At 37.5% G+C, this 18,665-nt stretch carries 4 protein-coding genes; 1 reads left to right on the forward strand and 3 read right to left on the reverse strand.

Translation table 11 applies throughout. The features are described 5' to 3' along the window. Positions 1 to 29: 29 nt before the first annotated feature. Positions 30 to 14,906 carry an Ig-like domain-containing protein gene (locus AX016_RS10470; protein WP_100895558.1) on the reverse strand — a complete coding sequence of 4,959 codons (14,877 nt, stop codon included), beginning with the start codon at positions 14,904 to 14,906 and terminating at the stop codon, positions 30 to 32. A 643-nt stretch (positions 14,907 to 15,549) separates the two neighbouring features. On the opposite strand from AX016_RS10470, the gene AX016_RS17200 reads away from it, so the two are divergent. Beyond that, entirely contained in the window at positions 15,550 to 15,696 is a 147-nt protein-coding gene (locus AX016_RS17200; protein WP_157811118.1) for a hypothetical protein, read from the forward strand. A 70-nt stretch (positions 15,697 to 15,766) separates the two neighbouring features. On the opposite strand, the gene AX016_RS10475 is transcribed toward AX016_RS17200, so the two are convergent. Continuing rightward, a complete protein-coding gene (locus tag AX016_RS10475; RefSeq protein ID WP_100895559.1) occupies positions 15,767 to 17,710 on the reverse strand; it encodes an OmpA family protein in 1,944 nt (647 codons plus the stop codon). Between the two features lie 13 nt (positions 17,711 to 17,723). Further along, positions 17,724 to 18,665, reverse strand: a complete 942-nt coding sequence (locus tag AX016_RS10480) for a PorP/SprF family type IX secretion system membrane protein (RefSeq protein ID WP_100895553.1) — start codon at positions 18,663 to 18,665, stop codon at positions 17,724 to 17,726.

The following is an 18,665-nucleotide window of genomic DNA, read 5'->3' on the forward strand; positions in this document are numbered from 1 at the left end:
ATTTATGCGTTTAATGGTTGTGTTTAAAATTACCTGTTTAGATATAAATATCCAGCTTTAGATTTGTTTAGACCGTTATTATTGTAATTAATAATGTAGTAATAAACTCCAGCTGGTAGTGTTTCGTTTTTCTTCACAACCACTCTACCATTAGAAATACCTTTAAATACATTAGTACCACGATCGTATGATTTAGTTTCAAAAACAATAACTCCCCATCTGTTATAGATTTGTACAGTATTGTTCGGAAACTGCTCAATATTAATAATTCTAAAGTAACCATCATCTACACCAGGACCAACAAGGTCGTTGTAGATAGAGATATCACAAGCAGCCCCAGCCGGAGGAGTACCACCGATATTATCACAAGGATCAAGAGGGTCAGTTTCATCATCAACTTCTTTACCATCAAGAATTAAATCACCATCAGAATCAGGATTAAAAGGATCAGTACCTAAATCTACTTCTTGAGCATTGGTTAATCCGTCCATATCACAATCAGTATCATCAAGAGGAACCCCGTTAATAGAATCACAATCATCAAGCGGATTGGTATTGTCGGTTACTTCTTGTCCGTCTAAAATGGTATCCCCATCAGTATCAGGGTTATTAGGATCAGTACCTAAAGTAACTTCATCACCATCTAAAAGTCCGTCATTATCCGAATCAGGATTAAAAGGATCTGTACCAATAGTAGCTTCTTGGGAATTAGTTAAGCCATCGTTATCACAATCGCTAGTAGGTAGAGGAGTACCACCAATAGAATCACAATCATCTAAAGGATTTGTACCATCTGTAACTTCTTGGCCGTCATTAACACCATCATTATCAGAATCAGGATTATTAGGATCAGTACCTAAAGAAACTTCATCATTATCATTTATTCCATCACCATCAGTATCTACAGATATGGTAACTACACCAGTACCGCTGTTTCCAGCAGGATCAGTTGCAACAATATCTATAACATCCTCATCTGTCAATACAGGAAGAGAACCGTTAATTGGCGATTGCGTTTCAGTATCTAAACTCCAATTTCCACTAGCATCTGTAGTAACAGCATATGTAACATCAAATACATTATCACCATTAGTGTCTAGTTCAATAATAAGGTCTTCATTAGGATCTCCTTGACCTGTTAAAACAGGAGTAATATCTATTGTACTAAAGCTGTCTACGGTTGGATTTGTAAGATCAATCACTGCAGTATCCGTAACACTATCAGAACCTACATTACCAGCGACATCAGTAATGTTTGCTGTTAAAACAATTGTACCTGTATCACCTGGGTTTGCAATTACAACATCTATATATCCATTGGTAATATCAGTTGTTGTCAAGACCACTTCTTGTGAATTTCCATTACCATCGGTAATAGTTACCGTATCACCAGCTACAGCATCAATAGGTAGCGTCACTACAGCATCAATATCACCAACCAATTCATCTTCACTGATTAAACCATCATTATTGGTGTCTTCTGTAATTTCTACAGTCGGAGCCAATGGATCTGTAAGATCCAACACTGCAGTATCCGTAGCACTATCTGGACCAACGTTTCCGGCAACATCCGTAATATTAGCAGTTAAAACAATTGTACCTGCATCACCAGGATTTACGATTATTACATCAATAGATCCGTTCGTTATATCGGTTGCGGTCAAAATCACATCTTGTGAATTTCCATTACCATCGGTTATGGTTACCGTATCACCAGCTACAGCATCAGCAGGTAGTGTTACACGTGCATCAATATCACCAACCAATTCATCTTCACTGATTAAACCATCGTTATTGGTATCTTCAGTAATTTCTACGGTCGGAGCCAATGGATCTGTAAGATCAAGCACTGCAGTATCTGTAGCACTATCAGGACCAACATTTCCGGCAACATCCGTGATGTTCGCTGTTATAACAATAGTACCTGCATCTCCAGGATTTGCGATTACAACATCTATATATCCATTCGTAATATCAGCGGCAGTCAAGATTACATCTTGTGAGTTACCATTACCATCCGTAACAGTTACCGTATCACCAGCAAATGTTTGAGCAGGAAGCGTTACACGCGCATCGATATCACCAACCAATTCATCTTCACTTATTAAACCATCATTATTGGTGTCTTCCGTAATTTCTACGGTCGGAGCCAATGGATCTGTAAGATCAAGCACTGCAGTATCCGTAGCACTATCTGGACCAACGTTTCCTGCAACATCCGTAATGTTCGCTGTTAAAACAACAGTACCTGTATCTCCAGGATTTACGATTATTACATCAATAGATCCGTTCGTTATATCGGTTGCGGTCAAAATCACATCTTGTGAATTTCCATTACCATCGGTAATAGTTACCGTATCACCAGTTACAGCATCAGCAGGTAGCGTTACACGAGCATCGATATCACCAATTAGTTCATCTTCACTGATCAAGCCATCATTATTAGTATCTTCCACTATTTCTACCGTTGGCGCAGTTGGATCAGTCAAATCAAGCACCGCAGTATCCGTAGCACTGTCAGGACCAACATTACCAGCAACATCAGTTAAATTAGCGGTTACAACTATCGTGTTTCCATCACCAGGATTGGCGATTACAACATCAATATATCCATTGGTAATATCAGCTGCGGTCAAGACCACATCTTGCGAGTTACCATTACCATCTGTAATAGTTACCGTATCACCAATTTCAGCATCTACAGGAAGTGAAACACGAGCATCAATATCACCCATTAACTCATCTTCACTAATTAAACCATCATTATTAGTGTCTTCAGTTATTTCTACTGTAGGAGCAGTTGGAGCCCTTGTGTCAAGTACAGCTGTATCCGTAGCGCTATCATCACCAATATTACCAGCAACATCTGTAATAAATGCTCCCAATACTATTGTACCAGCTTCACCAGGATTTACGATTATTACATCAATAGATCCGTTCGTTATATCGGTTGCGGTCAAAATCACATCTTGCGAGTTACCGTTACCGTCGGTGATAGTTACCGTATCACCGGCTACAGCATCAGCAGGTAGCGTCACTACAGCATCAATATCACCTACCAGTTCATCTTCACTGATTAAACCGTCATTGTTTACATCTTCTGCAATTTCAACCATTGGCGCACTAGGAGCCAGAATGTCCATTATCGCAGTATCAGTAGCACTATCAGGACCAACATTACCGGCAACATCTGTTAGGTTAGCTATTACATTTATAGTATTTCCATTACCAGGGTTGGCGATTACAACATCTATAAATCCATTAGCAACATCTGTGGCAGTCAAGACCACGTCTTGTGAATTACCATTACCGTCAGTTACAGTTACAATATCTCCTTCAAAAGTTTGACCTACTAAAGTTACACGAGCATCAATATCACCTACCAATTCATCTTCACTTATCAAACCATCATTATTGGTGTCTTCAGTAATTTGTACTGTTGGCGCACTAGGATCGGTAAGATCAAGTAATGCTGTATCAGTATTACTATCAGGTCCTACATTACCAGCTACATCTGTTATGTTGGCAGTTACGTTAATAGTACCACCATCTCCCGGATTAGGAATTACAACAATAATAAATCCGTTGGTAGCATCTGCTGACGTAAGTATAACATCTTGAGAGCCTCCATTACCATCCGTTATGGTCACAGTATCTCCTGCTGCTATATTGCTTGGAAGTGATACAGAAGCTTGAATATCAACATTTAATTCATCTTCATTAATTAACTCATCATTATTACTGTCATCTACAATAATTACGGTAGGAGCACCAGGATCAGTAAGATCTAGCACTGCTGTATCTGTAGCACTATCTGGACCAACATTACCGGCAGCATCTGTAAGATTTGCGGTGACCACAATGGTACCCATATCTCCAGGATTTGCAATTACAACATCTACATATCCATCTGATATATTTGTCGCCGTAAGTATTACATCTTGTGAATTACCATTACCATCTGTTACTGTAACCGTGTCACCGGCAACCGCATCAACGGGTAATGTTACACGAGCATCAAGATCACCAACAAGTTCATCTTCGTTTATTAATCCGTCATTGTCAACATCTTCAGAGATAACTACTGTTGGCGCTAAAGGAGCTGTGGTATCCAATACTGCTGTATCTGTAGCACTATCAGGACCAACATTGCCTGCAACGTCAGTTAAGTTAGCCGTTAATACAATAGAACCATTTTCACCTGGATTGATGATGACCACATTTATAGTACCCGTTGCAATATCTGTTGCAGTAAGTATTATATTTTGTGAATTACCATTACCATCGGTTACCGTAACCGTATCACCAGCAACCGCTCCTGTAGGTAGTGTTACCACTGCATCTAAGTCACCTACTAATTCATCTCCATTTATTAATTCATCATTGTTGACATCTTCCGTAATTTCTATTGTAGGAGCCAATGGATCTGTAAGATCTAATACCGCAGTATCCGTAGAACTATCAGGACCAACATTACCGGCAGCATCCGTAAGATTTGCGGTTACCACAATGGTACCCATATCTCCAGGATTTGCAATAACTACATCAACATATCCTTCTGATATATTTGTTGCCGTAAGTATTACATCTTGTGAGTTACCATTACCATCAGTAACGGTCACTGTATCTCCTGCAACTGCATCAACAGGTAGTGTTACACGAGCATCAAGATCACCAACAAGCTCATCTTCGTTTATTAATCCGTCATTATTTGTGTCTTCAGAGATAACTACTGTTGGCGCTAAAGGAGCCGTGGTATCTAGTACAGCTGAATCTGTAGCACTATCTGCACTCGTATTACCAGCTACATCTGTAATATTAGCTGTTACCACGATGGTACCATTCTCACCAGGATTAGCAATTATAACAGTGATATCGCCATTAGTAATATCAGTTGCAGTAAGTACCACATCTTGTGAGTTACCATTACCATCCGTAATGGTAACCGTATCACCAGCAACGGCATCGGCAGGTAGCGTAACTACGGCATTAATAGGTCCGGTTAGTTCATCATCACTAATTAAACCATCATTATTGGTATCTTCAGTTATTTCTACTGTTGGAGCAGTTGGAGCCGTTGTATCTATGGTCAACTCTAAAGTAGTAATATCAACAGCACTATTACCTGCTGCATCCGTACTGGTTACCACAACTTCATTTGTACCGTTTACATTTGGAGCAAAAGTTCCGCTTTCTGGAGTTTCAACTTCAGTATCTAAAGTCCAATTACCAGAGGCATCGGTAATAATGGTATAAATTGCACCACCAACTTCTATTTCTAAAGTAGAATTTGCTTCTGCAGTACCTGTAATAACAGGTGTTATGTCATTTGTAATTTGACTTTCTACAGTAGGAATTGCAGGGTCTGTAGTATCTATTGTCAACTCTAAAGTTGTAACATCATCAGTACTATTACCAGCAGCATCTGTACTTGTAACGGCTACTTCATTTGTTCCATTTACATTTGGAGTAAATGAACCACTATCTGCGATAGCAGTTTCCGTATCAATTGTCCAGTTGCCAGAAGCATCTGCTGTTGTTGTATATGTTGCACCGGCAACTACTACAGTTACCGTAGAATTTGCTTCTGCAGTACCCGTAATAACAGGTGTAGTGTCATTCGTAATTTGACTATCAACAGTAGGTACCGCAGGCGGAGTTACATCTACCGTAAGCAAAGCACTATCAGAAGTTAACGGCGAACATACAAAGCTAGTCTCTGTAATTATCACTCTATATTCATAACCCTGTTGTGTTGTTGTTATACCTGTTAAAGTCAATGTTTCTGTAATACTACCTGAATAAATATCAGTTGCATTTGCATCGTCAATATCAACAAAACCACCTCCAGATTGGTCATCTACTTGCCATTGATACAGTAAATCTGTACCTGTAGCGGTTACCGTAAATGTCTCTGGAGCGCTTCCGTTTGTTAATACATCTTGAGGTTGTTCTGCTGCTGTTGCTATTGTTGGTACAACTCCTGGCTGCTGAAAATCAAATGCTGAATCTGTAGCACTATCTTCATTATTTGGAGTTGTATAACCGTCTACAACGGTAGTACCTGTTACGATACCATTTGCATCGACAACTGTAGCACCATCACCCAATATTCCGTCTGCATTAGGATCAGTAAATCCAGCTTCGATAACATCGTTACATAAATCGCCATCTGCATCCAACTCTAGGAAATCAAAGATTCCATCAGGAGTAGTTTCAGAATCTGATACCGTATAACTTACGGTTCCGCTATTCTGTTGACCACTTGCCTGTACCGTATCTGGAATACCATCCGTACCTACAGCACCATCTACAACACCAGCTGTAAAGGTTTGATCACTTCCTGATTCTACAACATCATAAATACCATCATTATCCGTATCTAAATCAAAGTGGTTAGGAACACCATCACCATCAGTATCAAAAATATCTACAATACCATCACCGTTGGCATCAGCACCTAAATCAGTATCATTATAATTCAGTATTCCATCAGAATCATCATCAGCACTAGGATCAGTTCCTGAAGTTTCTACCGTATCTAAAATACCATCATTATCATCATCTAAATCAATAGAATCCGCTATACCATCCAAATCATTATCATCAATACCAACTTCACGGTAATCAACTTCCGGAGTTGTTGTTGTTGAAATATTTGGTAAATCTGAAGCTCCATTATCTTGATCATCATTCGTATCAAAAAGAGCACCTGAAGTATCTACATCATCATAATCATCTAAAAGACCATCACCATCATTATCCAAGTTATTTGATGCCAAAGTGAAACCTGCCTCAATCCTATCGGTTAAACCATCTTCATCTGAATCTAAATCTAAATAATCTGGAATACCGTCAAGGTCAGTATCTATAGCTGTTAAACCTTCGTTACCCGTACCTTCATATGGATTTCCTAAACCATCTGTGTCGGTATCAACTGTTCCTCTAGCAATGTATGTTGAAGTAAGTTGCGCCTCTACATTATCTGGAATACCATCATTATCAGAATCAATATCTAAATGATCTTCTATACCGTCATTGTCACTATCTATACCTTGGTAAATAGTATATACTGGAGCTGTTCCAGGTCCAGAAGCAGTAGTTGCAGAACCATCAGTATTATTAGAAGACGTAGTGTTTGTTGGAGTGAATAACCCGTTAATATCACAAGTTTGAAACAATACAGAACCTAAATAATTATTAGAAGAAGACGTTAGTAATTCACCACTAAATGTTATATCTAAGTTTGTAGTCTCGTAAAAGTTGAAATATGCAGCAAGTTTAGCACCAAAATCTACTCCTGCCCACGTTTGTGGAGGACCTTGAAAAGTAGCTGTACCTGTAGCTAAATTTTCTGAAACTGTAAGTAATGAGTTGCTATCTATAGCATACAGTCCTGGTCTTGTTAAAGTAACACTTTCTCTTGTGTTGGCACCATCAATATCATAAATAACACCACCAAACCTTATAAGATTAACTTGAAAATTTGTGCCAGAAGCTACTAAACGTACATTAAAAGACATACCTCCTGTAGCACCAGTAGTACCACCAATTGTAAAGTTTGGTTGCCAAGCGTTTTCACTACCAGAAGCATTATCATCAATAGAGACCAAAGTTGCATTATCAATATCCGTAATTCTAACAATAGCATCTAACACACCCAATGATGAACTTACAACTGTAGAAAACCTATATTCTGCACCTAATGTACCCGCTCCGGATCCACCGCCAATGTATGTACCTCCATTAAATGAGCCAGCAGGTATACCACAAGCATCACCTTTTGTATCTGTAGGTTGAAAACCTAATGATTCTACATAATCTAAAATACCATCATTATCGTTATCAATATCATCTTTGTTATCAACTCCGTCACCATCTGTATCAATTGGATCTAAATGCACATTTGCATCTCTAAAATCTACCTCACTTGTAAAAGGATCTTGAGTATTTAAGAAAGTTGTAACATCTTGATTATTATTTGTAGCTCCGTTTGAATCAGCGATACCATTTGGTGCCGATATGCTTAAATCAAAAGCATCATCTAAACCATCATTATCAGCATCTGTGCCTGAAGGCGTAACATCTGCTGCTAAATCATCATTATAATCATAAACCTCTGTAGTATCATCTAAACCATCATTATCAGAATCTGTATCTCTGTAATCAGGTTTATCCGTTCCATCTGAATTTGTTGGCTCATTAATAGATTCTCCAGAACCCGCAGGTGCAACCTCGTAATTATCGGCTAAACCATTTCCATCAGAATCCGAAGATGGAAAAAGGTGACCTGAAGTTGACTGCCATTCAATATTATCAATAATACCATCATCATCACTATCCAAATCTAAATAATCAGGACGACCATCTAAATCTGTATCTTCTGGTGAAACTGTTAAGCTTCCGCCATTATCCACATCAAAAGCATCATCTACACCATCATTATCAGAATCGTTACCTGATAGTTGTACTAGAGCAGCATCTGTCTGTGCTTCTACTAAATCTCTAATACCATCATTATCAGAATCAATATCTAAGTAATCAGGACCAGCTGTACCATCAGAATTTACAGGAACTGCTGTTACGCCTGCACCATCTACACCGCCATCTTCTAAAACATCTGGAATACCATTGGTACCCACACCACTTTCAGAACTATCTATGAATCCATTACCATTGGTATCTAAACTTCCATTGCCTGTTTCAACAAGATCCGGAATACCATCATTATCACTATCTAAGTCTAAATTATTTGGAACACCATCACCATCAAAATCACCAGTACCCTCTACTGAATCTGGAATACCATCATTGTCATCATCTTCATCACACGCATCTGGCAATGCATCGCCATCTGCATTTATAGCATCATCAAAACCTTCACATGCATCTAAAGAATTTTGTACACCGTCACCATCACAATCACTAGTTGGTAGAGGAGTACCACCTATAAATTCACAATCATTTAATGGGTCTGTACCATCTGTATCTTCTTGACCATCACTAATACCATCACCATCTGAATCAGGATTATAAGGATCTGTACCATTGGTAACTTCAGTTCCATTTATAATTGAATCACCATCACAATCTGCCGCCGCCCAAATTGGGTTTGTGGCATCATAACCAGTATAACCTACAGCTTGTACTGGGTCACAAGGATTTAACGGATCAGTGTCAATATCATCCGGAACTCCGTCACCATCAGTATCTGTACTATATGGGTCAGTACCATTAGTTACTTCTGTACCATTAATAACTCCGTCGTTATCACAATCGGCAGCTGCCCAAATAGCATTACTGGCATCATAGCCTGTGTAACCAGGGGCTTGTACGGGATCACAAGGATCTAACGGATCATTATCCACATCATCTTGAATTCCGTCACCATCAGTATCTGTATTATATGGATCGGTACCAAAAGTATCTTCTGTACCATTGGTTACATTATCACCATCACAATCTGCCGCCGCCCAAATAGCATTGCTGGCATCATAACCTGTATAGCCTGCTACTTGTGCAGGATCACAAGGATCTAACGGGTCAGTATCCGTATTATCCGGAACACCATCGCCATCGGTATCTGTACTATAAGGATCAGTACCGTTGGTTACTTCAGTACTATTGATTACTCCGTCACCATCACAATCGGCAGCTGCCCAAATAGCATTGCTGGCATCATAACCAGTGTAACCTGCTGCTTGTACTGGGTCACAAGGATCTAGTGCATCTGAATCTGTATTATCTGGAACACCATCGCCATCGGTATCTGTATTGTAAGGATCCGTACCGTTAGTAGCTTCGGTACCATTGGTAACTCCATCGCCATCACAATCTGCCGCTGCCCAAATAGCATTACTAGCATCATAACCAGTATAACCTGCTGTTTGTACCGGATCACAAGGATCTAACGGATCCGCATCTGTATTATCAGGAACACCATCACCATCTGTATCTGAACTATAAGGATCAGTACCATTTGTATTTTCCGTACCGTTAATAACACCATCATTATCACAATCTGCCGCTGCCCAAATAGCATTGCCGGCATCATAACCAGTGTAACCTGCAGCTTGTACCGGATCACAAGGATCTAACGCATCTGTATCCGTATTATCAGGAACACCATCACCATCAGTATCTACATTGTAAGGGTCAGTACCGTTGGTAGCTTCTGTACCATTGGTAACTCCGTCACCATCACAATCTGCTGCTGCCCAAATAGCATTACTGGCATCATAACCAGTATAACCTGCTGCTTGTACAGGATCACAAGGATCTAACGCATCTGCATCTGTATTATCAGGCACACCATCACCATCGGTATCCGTGCTATATGGATCTGTACCATTAGTAGCTTCTGTACCATTGGTAACTCCGTCACCATCACAATCTGCCGCTGCCCAAATAGCATTGCTGGCATCATAACCAGTATAGCCTGCTGCTTGTACTGGGGCACAAGGATCTAGTGCATCACTGTCAACGTCATCTTGAACACCATCACCATCTGTATCATTATTAAAAGGGTCTGTACCATTGGTAACCTCTGTACCATTATCTACATTATCAGCATCACAATCCTCCGCTGCCCAAACTGCATAATTTTCATCAGCTGGAGCACGAACCGTTGGTACGGTAACCTCACAAGGATCAGATGGATCTGTACCATTGGTTACTTCAAATCCATTGGTTTCTCCATCACCATCACAGTCTAAATCATTCCAGCTTGCTTCTGCGTTAGTAGGAACTTGATTTGTACTATATACACAAGGATCTAACGGATCTGTATCTGTTGCATCTGGATCACCATCACCATCATCATCTAAATCACAAATACCCACTAAACCGTCACCATCTAAATCTGTATCTACCGCAGTCACAGCGTTTACATCACCTGTATTATATGCAGCTGCAGCTACTAATCCGTTTGCTAATATTTTTCCTGAACCATCACCAACAGTTGCAGTATCGGCATCATCATATTCAGAACCATCGCCATTATCGGCAGTACTACTTTCATATGCTTCGTTAGCATCTGAACAGGTATCACCATCACTATCTACATTAAGAAAATCTGGAGTACCAGCTGTTGTTTCTGTAGCAACTGTACCTGTACCAGCTGTATTAGGAATACCTTCAGCACTTATTGCTCCATCTGCAATACCATTACCATCTGCATCTGTACCGCCTGATTCTACAACATCGTAAATTCCATCATTATCACTATCTAAATCAAGCGTATTTGCTACACCATCATTATCATTATCACAATCTAAAACCGATCTAAAGGCAAAACCTTCATTTACGTGATTAGCACTTGAATTTATAGTACCATCTGCAAAATAACCAATATCCATAGGAAAAGTTATGCCTGTACTGGTATCTATCAATAAAGACCATTGCGAATCTGGTACAAGTCTGGATAAACCTGCAGCATCTGGAGCCACTTGAAAAGGAGTACCTGATGTTATCACAGCACCATTACCTAAATCTGTTTCGCCAAGCGGATCTGACAATACTGCCGTACCACCACCTGGCCAAGTAATAATAACCGTCTTATCTGCATTTTGAATATTACCTACGGCACTATTAGGCTCATAAGAAGAAACTCTAATTGCATTTTGCACTGCATTTACAGGCTCTTGTAACGTAAGCGTCATTTCTACAGTTGGATCCGTACCTTGGTTCCATCTTACTTGTAAACCATTATCGGCAGAACCGGTTTTATCTAAAATATTATATTCGGTAGATGTGATCGTAAACTGTTGACTTACTCCATTACCATTATTATATTCTCCTGTTAATAATAACGTATCATCTCCTGATAAAATTGAGCCTTTTGCTGGCGTACATTCTAAATCATTTACTATACCATCATTATCATTATCTTCATCACAAGCGTCACCTACACCGTCACCATCCGCATCATTATATAACGGATGATTTGGGGAGCATTCAGAACATTCATCAGCTTGTAGTAAATTATTAACAGAAGTTCCTATACCTTGAGAAACTCCTCCAGGAATACCTGCAGCATTTACTGTTGCTGTTAGTCTAAAACTACCATCTAAGTCTCCATAATCATAATTTGCATCGCCTTCTAAAGCATCTGGACAACCATCATTATCACTGTCGGAATCTAAATGATCATAAATACCATCATTATCTGTATCTATGTACAGTGAGCATAATGTGTTTACTCTCCAACCAATATTATCTGCATTAGCATTTTCTGATTGTGCGATAACAATTCTATTGATTCCTTTATCTATATTAAATCTAAAATTAGCTTCTTGGGCACCTCCTCCAATAATGGCCGCAACAGCATCTCCAGTAACAGGATCATAAGATGCTCCTGAACCAACGGTGCCTGTTGTAGAATATATATCTGCTGTAAATTCTACTTGAACGGAGCCATTATAAAATTTAATATTCTGACTTTCATTATAGCTGCCAGAGGCATTCCTTGCCAAACTCCTAACATTAAATTCTGTAGATAGTATCAGTTCTGAAAATATAATTTCAGTAGTTGTACCTGTAATATTAGAATTTGAGTTACGAGTCTGCATATCTACTTGAACACTACCATCTGTATAGTTAGGGTTTCCTGCAGGGAATGTTCCTGTTCCTATAGTTGTTGTAGCAACTGCAGTTATATCATTATCAAAATCTTTAATGTAAGCTATTAAATCACCATCATTGCTGTTTAAAGCAATTGTATTGTACGATGCATCTGTAAAGTGAATATTGTTAGTAGGAACTAAACCACAGTCTTTATTAAATTCATCAACATCTAAAATACCATCATTATCATCATCATCATCACAACCGTTTGGTATTCCATCTAAGTCTGTATCTAAAGTATCATCAAAACCTTCACAAACATCAGAGGTATCAGGTACACCATCATTATCATCATCTAGGTTTTCTATAGTAATTACTTCTGAAGTATCATCTACAGAAGAATTTGAATCTGTTTCATCTTGTGTATTAGAAATAGTATTGGTAACACTTATTGAAGAAATTGGCGCATTTATATCATCTGCTACGGCAACAATAACTAAAGATTGTTTTTCACCCTTAACCATATTACCCACACTCCATTCTGGATCTGACCAACTGCCTTTTGTTGGGGTTGCACTTACTAAACTTAGGCCTGCAGGTAGTGCATCGGTGATAACTAAATTATTAGTGTCATCTAAACCTAAACTCTCTACAGTAATTGTAAATGTTACTGTTTCTCCTTCTGATATAGTAGATTTATCAGCTGTTTTATTAATAAATATATCTGGATTACAGTAAAATACTTGAATTACGTTAGAGTTGTAATCGCATCCACTTTTAGAGACACTCACATAATGTTCTCCAATTTCAGTAGGAGTATAACTTCCTGTGGTAGCTCCAGGTATGGCCACACCATCATTATACCATTGGTAGGTGTCAAAATTTTCTGTAAGTGTAATAGTACTTCCTAAACATCCAGAACCTGAAATGGAGTAATCTACTACGGGTACGGTGTCAAAACCAGAAAAGTATCCGCCAGTTCCTAGTGCACCACTAAAACCAACAACTCCAACAGCAATTGCTCCTGAAGATTGCACATAAATATTACCGGTTAAACCAGGTATATAAAAACTTTTCCAAGGTAAGCCTGTAGCTGGTATAGCAGCAGGCAGTGTTACAGGAACACCATCAGCAGTTACAACAATATTAGCATCAGGAGTACTATTTGAAGCTAGAATGGTTAACCCACCAGATATGGTTTTTCCGGCTAAATCTTCAATGGTACTTATATTATTCACATTATCTGGAAGCAAGCAATTAACAGGAGCTATAAAATTCATTCCAATAGTTGCTCCAGAAGTACTACCTGCCAAACATTGGTACGCATACACATTTTTAGATGCTGTTACCGTCATATTATTACCTGCTGTACTACCTGAATAATTTGACCCAGGAATAACAAAGTATTCTCCGTCATTTATAGTTGCAATAGGAGTTGTTGATCCATTTACAAAAATGTCAGTACCACTAGCTGTTCCAATTATAATTGGAAATTCTAAGGAATCTGAACCACCACCTCTAACAAAAACGTATTCCCTACCAATAATATCTATAGGCACTGGTTGGTCTGTTCCGCCATCTTGTATATTAGATCCTGGAGTAACACCAAGTAATATATGACCTGTACTAATAGCAATATCTTTATCTGATATAATATCTGCACCTAACCATCCATATCTATTGGCATCGCCATTATTTCCTAGAGCTTCTAAGACATAAGATTCTCCTTTGTTTAAAGTAACTGTAATTGTATCATCTGTTAAGCCTGTAGCATTATTTCCTAATCTAAAAACACAATCAGGATCATAGTCTGAAATGGTAACTGTTGTATTATCTTCGGTAGCCATTATACCTAAGGCTGCATTAAAAATGCTGCGGTCATGAAGAAAAGGAATACCACCCCATTTAAAATGGGTTCCTAAGGCCGCCCGCCCTTTTGAAGTTAAAGAAACTCCCTGAGAATTACTACTTCCTCTATAATTTGCATAAAATTTTTGTCCTCCTGGTGCCTCTAAACGTAAACCTGCTGTACTATTAACAGTACCCACTTCATTTTCAGTTAGTAATGTTATACCGTTCTGATTTATAGGTAAAGAATAAGTGTAAGGATTTGTATTTGAAACTGATACTGTTGCTGCTGGAGTTGCTGATGTACCTATGTAAATATTAATGTTAAAGGGTATTACTTCTGGAGTAGAGAGGTATACCGACTGAGCCGAAATATAAGCTGTTCTTGTCGATGTTAGTGGCGGCATATAATGCAAGTCACTCAATTGCCCATAACTATTAGCTATTAAAAGAAAACAAAAAAGTTTAAGGGTAAATAAAATTCTTTTAGACATTTGGAGGTATATGTGAAATTAATTTGTTTTTAATATATCCTTGAAGTAATTCCAAATATCTTTTTTGAAATTGCTTAACAAGATTATTAAAGGTTTTTATGTGGTTCGAATTTGAACGTTAATTTTATGAAGACAATAATTGATTTTAGTCTAAATAAAAGAATAATAAGTAGAGTTATTCCTAAAAAATAAGTAAATTAAATATGGGGTTTTTCATAATGGGGTTTTTAATGGTTGTAGTAAAAATACTGCTTATAATAATACTTTAATAATAAATTTTGTTTTTTTATTTAGATAGTTTATTATTATTCAATATGTTAACTTAAATAAAAAAACCACGTGTTATAGGTTTTTGTTGTGTGTTTCTATGGTTTTGCATACGAAAGTCTTTTTTTTGTATGTTAAGCTTACTTTTATCTTAATACACTTAGTAGTTAACGTTTGATAATAAAGTAATTATTGTAATCCTTTTTAAGTGTGATATGAGTATTAAAGTGTTGCATCTTGTATTATAACATTAACATTTGTTCATATGTTTTAATCTTGTTTTTTATAAAAAGTAAGCCTCAATAAAAATAGTATCAAACTAATTTTTTGAAAAGACACTTAAGCTAGATAATACAGTAGAATTTTCTACTTACTTATGGATAGTGAGTTTTCAACGTTTATGGTAATTTCATCAATGCGATGGTTGTTTAGTATGATAACCAATGACGATATAAAAGTAAACCCAATAGAGATAGAGAAGCAGTTAACAGATTTTATATTTAAAGGGATAGAGAATAAATAAACACTTATAGTTTATTATAAAAAAAGAGGAAGCTTTAGCTTCCTCTTTTTGTTTGTTGTTGTTTTATGTTTTAGTTTTTAATTACAATAAACTCAGATCTTCTATTTTGTTGGTGTTGTTCTTCTGAGCATTTGCTATTAGAATCGCAGTTGTTAGTTAGTTGAGATTCCCCAAAACCTTTGCCTGACACACGCTCAGGCGCAATACCATTGTCTAATAAATACTTTACCGTTTCTTTTGCTCTTCTGTTAGATAATGCTTGGTTGTAGGTAGTAGTAGCTCTAGCATCAGTATGTGATCTAACTTCAATAACCACCTCTGGATATTCTTTAAGATATGCAAATACTTGTTGCATTGTAATTTGCCCATCAATCCTAATAAATGATTTATCAAGGTCAAAATAAATAGGATCTAATTTTAAGTACTTAGTTAAATCTGTACCAATAGGGGCAGCCCTTTTAATAGGATTTAATTTTACAATAACAGGATCTAGTTCTTTATTACGTTCTATAGCAAAAGAGGTAGTTCCGTTTTCAAACTCTATTTTTTGTCCCAGTAGGGTATAGGTATCCTCCCAGCAAATATCATCAATTGTAAAATTTCCTTTTTTATCAGTTTTAGTTTCAAAAACCAAAGTGTTTTCTTTGTCTTTTACTTGCACAGCAGCGTCTGCAATACTAGCACCTGTTTTAAGATTAACAGCAGTACCTGTAATTGTATTGTAACAATTAAGGTTTAGTTCTTTTGTTTGAACAAAGCTATAAATATCATCATACCCTTTACCACCATCACGGTTAGAAGCAAAGAATCCTTTTTGAGAATCTTCATCAAAAATGAAAGAGAAATCATCTTGTTTACTGTTTAGGGGTTTACCAATATTTAAGATGTAAGAATCGTTAAAGTTATCAGTAATTTGTGTAGCAAAAATATCTAACCCACCAAGTCCAGGGTGCCCATCAGAGGCAAAATACAAGATGTTATTTTTAGATACAAACGGAAACGTTTCTCTAGATTCTGTGTTAATTTTATTACCAAGATTTAGAGGAGCACTAAAGGTTCCATCAGCAATAATATCTACCACATACAAGTCAGACATTCCACGCGTACCAGGCATATCCGAAGCAAAATATAATTTAGTTTCATTTGGCGATAGGGCAGGGTGTGCTACGGAATACTCATCACCATTAAAAGGTAATTCTGTGATTTTTTTCCATTGGTCACCAACTTTTGTAGCTCTGTATAATTTAAGTCTACTAACGCCATCTTTATCGCGGGCAAACCTTCCGTTATCAGAGTTGTTTCTGGTAAAATACATAGTGTTACCATCTTTAGTAAAAACAGCCGAAGACTCGTGTGTTTTTTTATTTAGTTTACGGTCTAATTTATCTGCGTTAAAAGGAGTTCCTTCTTCATTAATTTGTGCAGCATACAGGTTTAAAAAGGGTTGGTTGTTCCACTGGTGAATAGAATTGCGCACAGTACCAGTATCTCTAGCTGAAGAGAATACTAGTTTATCATTATAATAAGCCGGAGAAAACTCAGACACACTAGAGTTTATCTCTAGGTTTTTTAGATTGTAACGCCCAGAGTTTTTTTCAATTACTTGTAAGTAATTGGTGTTATTTTCAAACAAGGTAGCTCTAGAGTCGTACTGTTTAATTTGATCAAACTTACGCATCCAAGTATCAGATTTTTGATATTCACCAATAGACTTTAGTGATAATGCATATTTGTATACCTCTTCAGGATCTACGTTCGCATCTTGAAGATTTACTAGTTTTTCATACCATTTAGCAGCATTCTCATACCTAGCATTAAGGTAATTAGAGTTAGCAAGTTTTCTGTAAATAGTTTCAGAGCTGTATCCAAGATCAATTAACCTTTGGTATACATCAATAGCCTCCGCATATTGGTAGCTTTCAAACTTATCATCTGCTCTTTGTTGTTTTTTAGACTGTGCATTAGTGAGTGCACAACAAAACAAAAAGGCAAGTGTTATGTATTTAAATTTCATTTGTTTTGTTTTTTTAGAAGAATCTAGGGGTAATTACTTTTTTGTATCTAGACTTAAGTTCGTATCTTAAAAATACCTCAAAAGACCCATCATTAAAAGAAGTGTTTCCAAGATCAGTAGTTTCTTTATCGTATGCTAGTCCAAGCATAAGTTGTTCGCTAAGCTGAAACCCAACAAGAGCACTTAAAGCAGCATCCCAACGGTAAGCCGCTCCAAAGCTAAACTTATCTCTAAGTAAAAAAGTAGCAGATAAATCTGCTTGTAAAGGCGCCCCTTTAACAGCTTTAATAAGCGCTGCTGGTTTAAGTTTTAAGTCTCTATTTAGCTCAAACACATAACCCGTAATTAAATACCAGTTCATACGTTCAACAGCGACAAAAGAGCTGTTTTGTCCACCAGAATTATCAAAATGTTCAGTTTCTAAAAAGTTAGGTACAGATAACCCTGCATAGAATTTATTGGTATGATAGTAAATACCTGCTCCAAAATTGGGAGAGAATTTTTTATCAATATCATTATATCCAGTAGGAGTAGACTCTTGTCTGTAGTTTGCAAGTTTAGAAAAGTCAAGGTTTAAAAAATGTCCACCCGCTTTAAGTCCAAAAGATAGTTTGCCTAGATCGCTAGTGGGAACAGTGTATGAGAAGGCAGCATCTACATAAGTATCTTGATTTGTACCATTCCCAATTTCATCGTGTACAACCGATAGTCCAAGTCCGACTCTTCTAGAAACAGGAGTGTTAAAGTTAAGGGTTTGTGTTGTGGGCGCACCGTCTAGTCCTACCCATTGCGATCTATGCAAGGCAGCAATACTAAATACGCCTCTAGACCCTGCGTAAGCAGGGTTAATGGCAATAGTATTATACATATATTGAGTGTATTGAGCATCTTGTTGTGCAGAAGAGTTTTGCACAGCAAGAAAAACTAAAACAATACTAACTATTAATTTTCTCAT

It is taken from the genome of Cellulophaga sp. RHA19, from assembly GCF_002813425.1.
In the GTDB taxonomy this organism is placed as follows: Bacteria; Bacteroidota; Bacteroidia; order Flavobacteriales; family Flavobacteriaceae; genus Cellulophaga.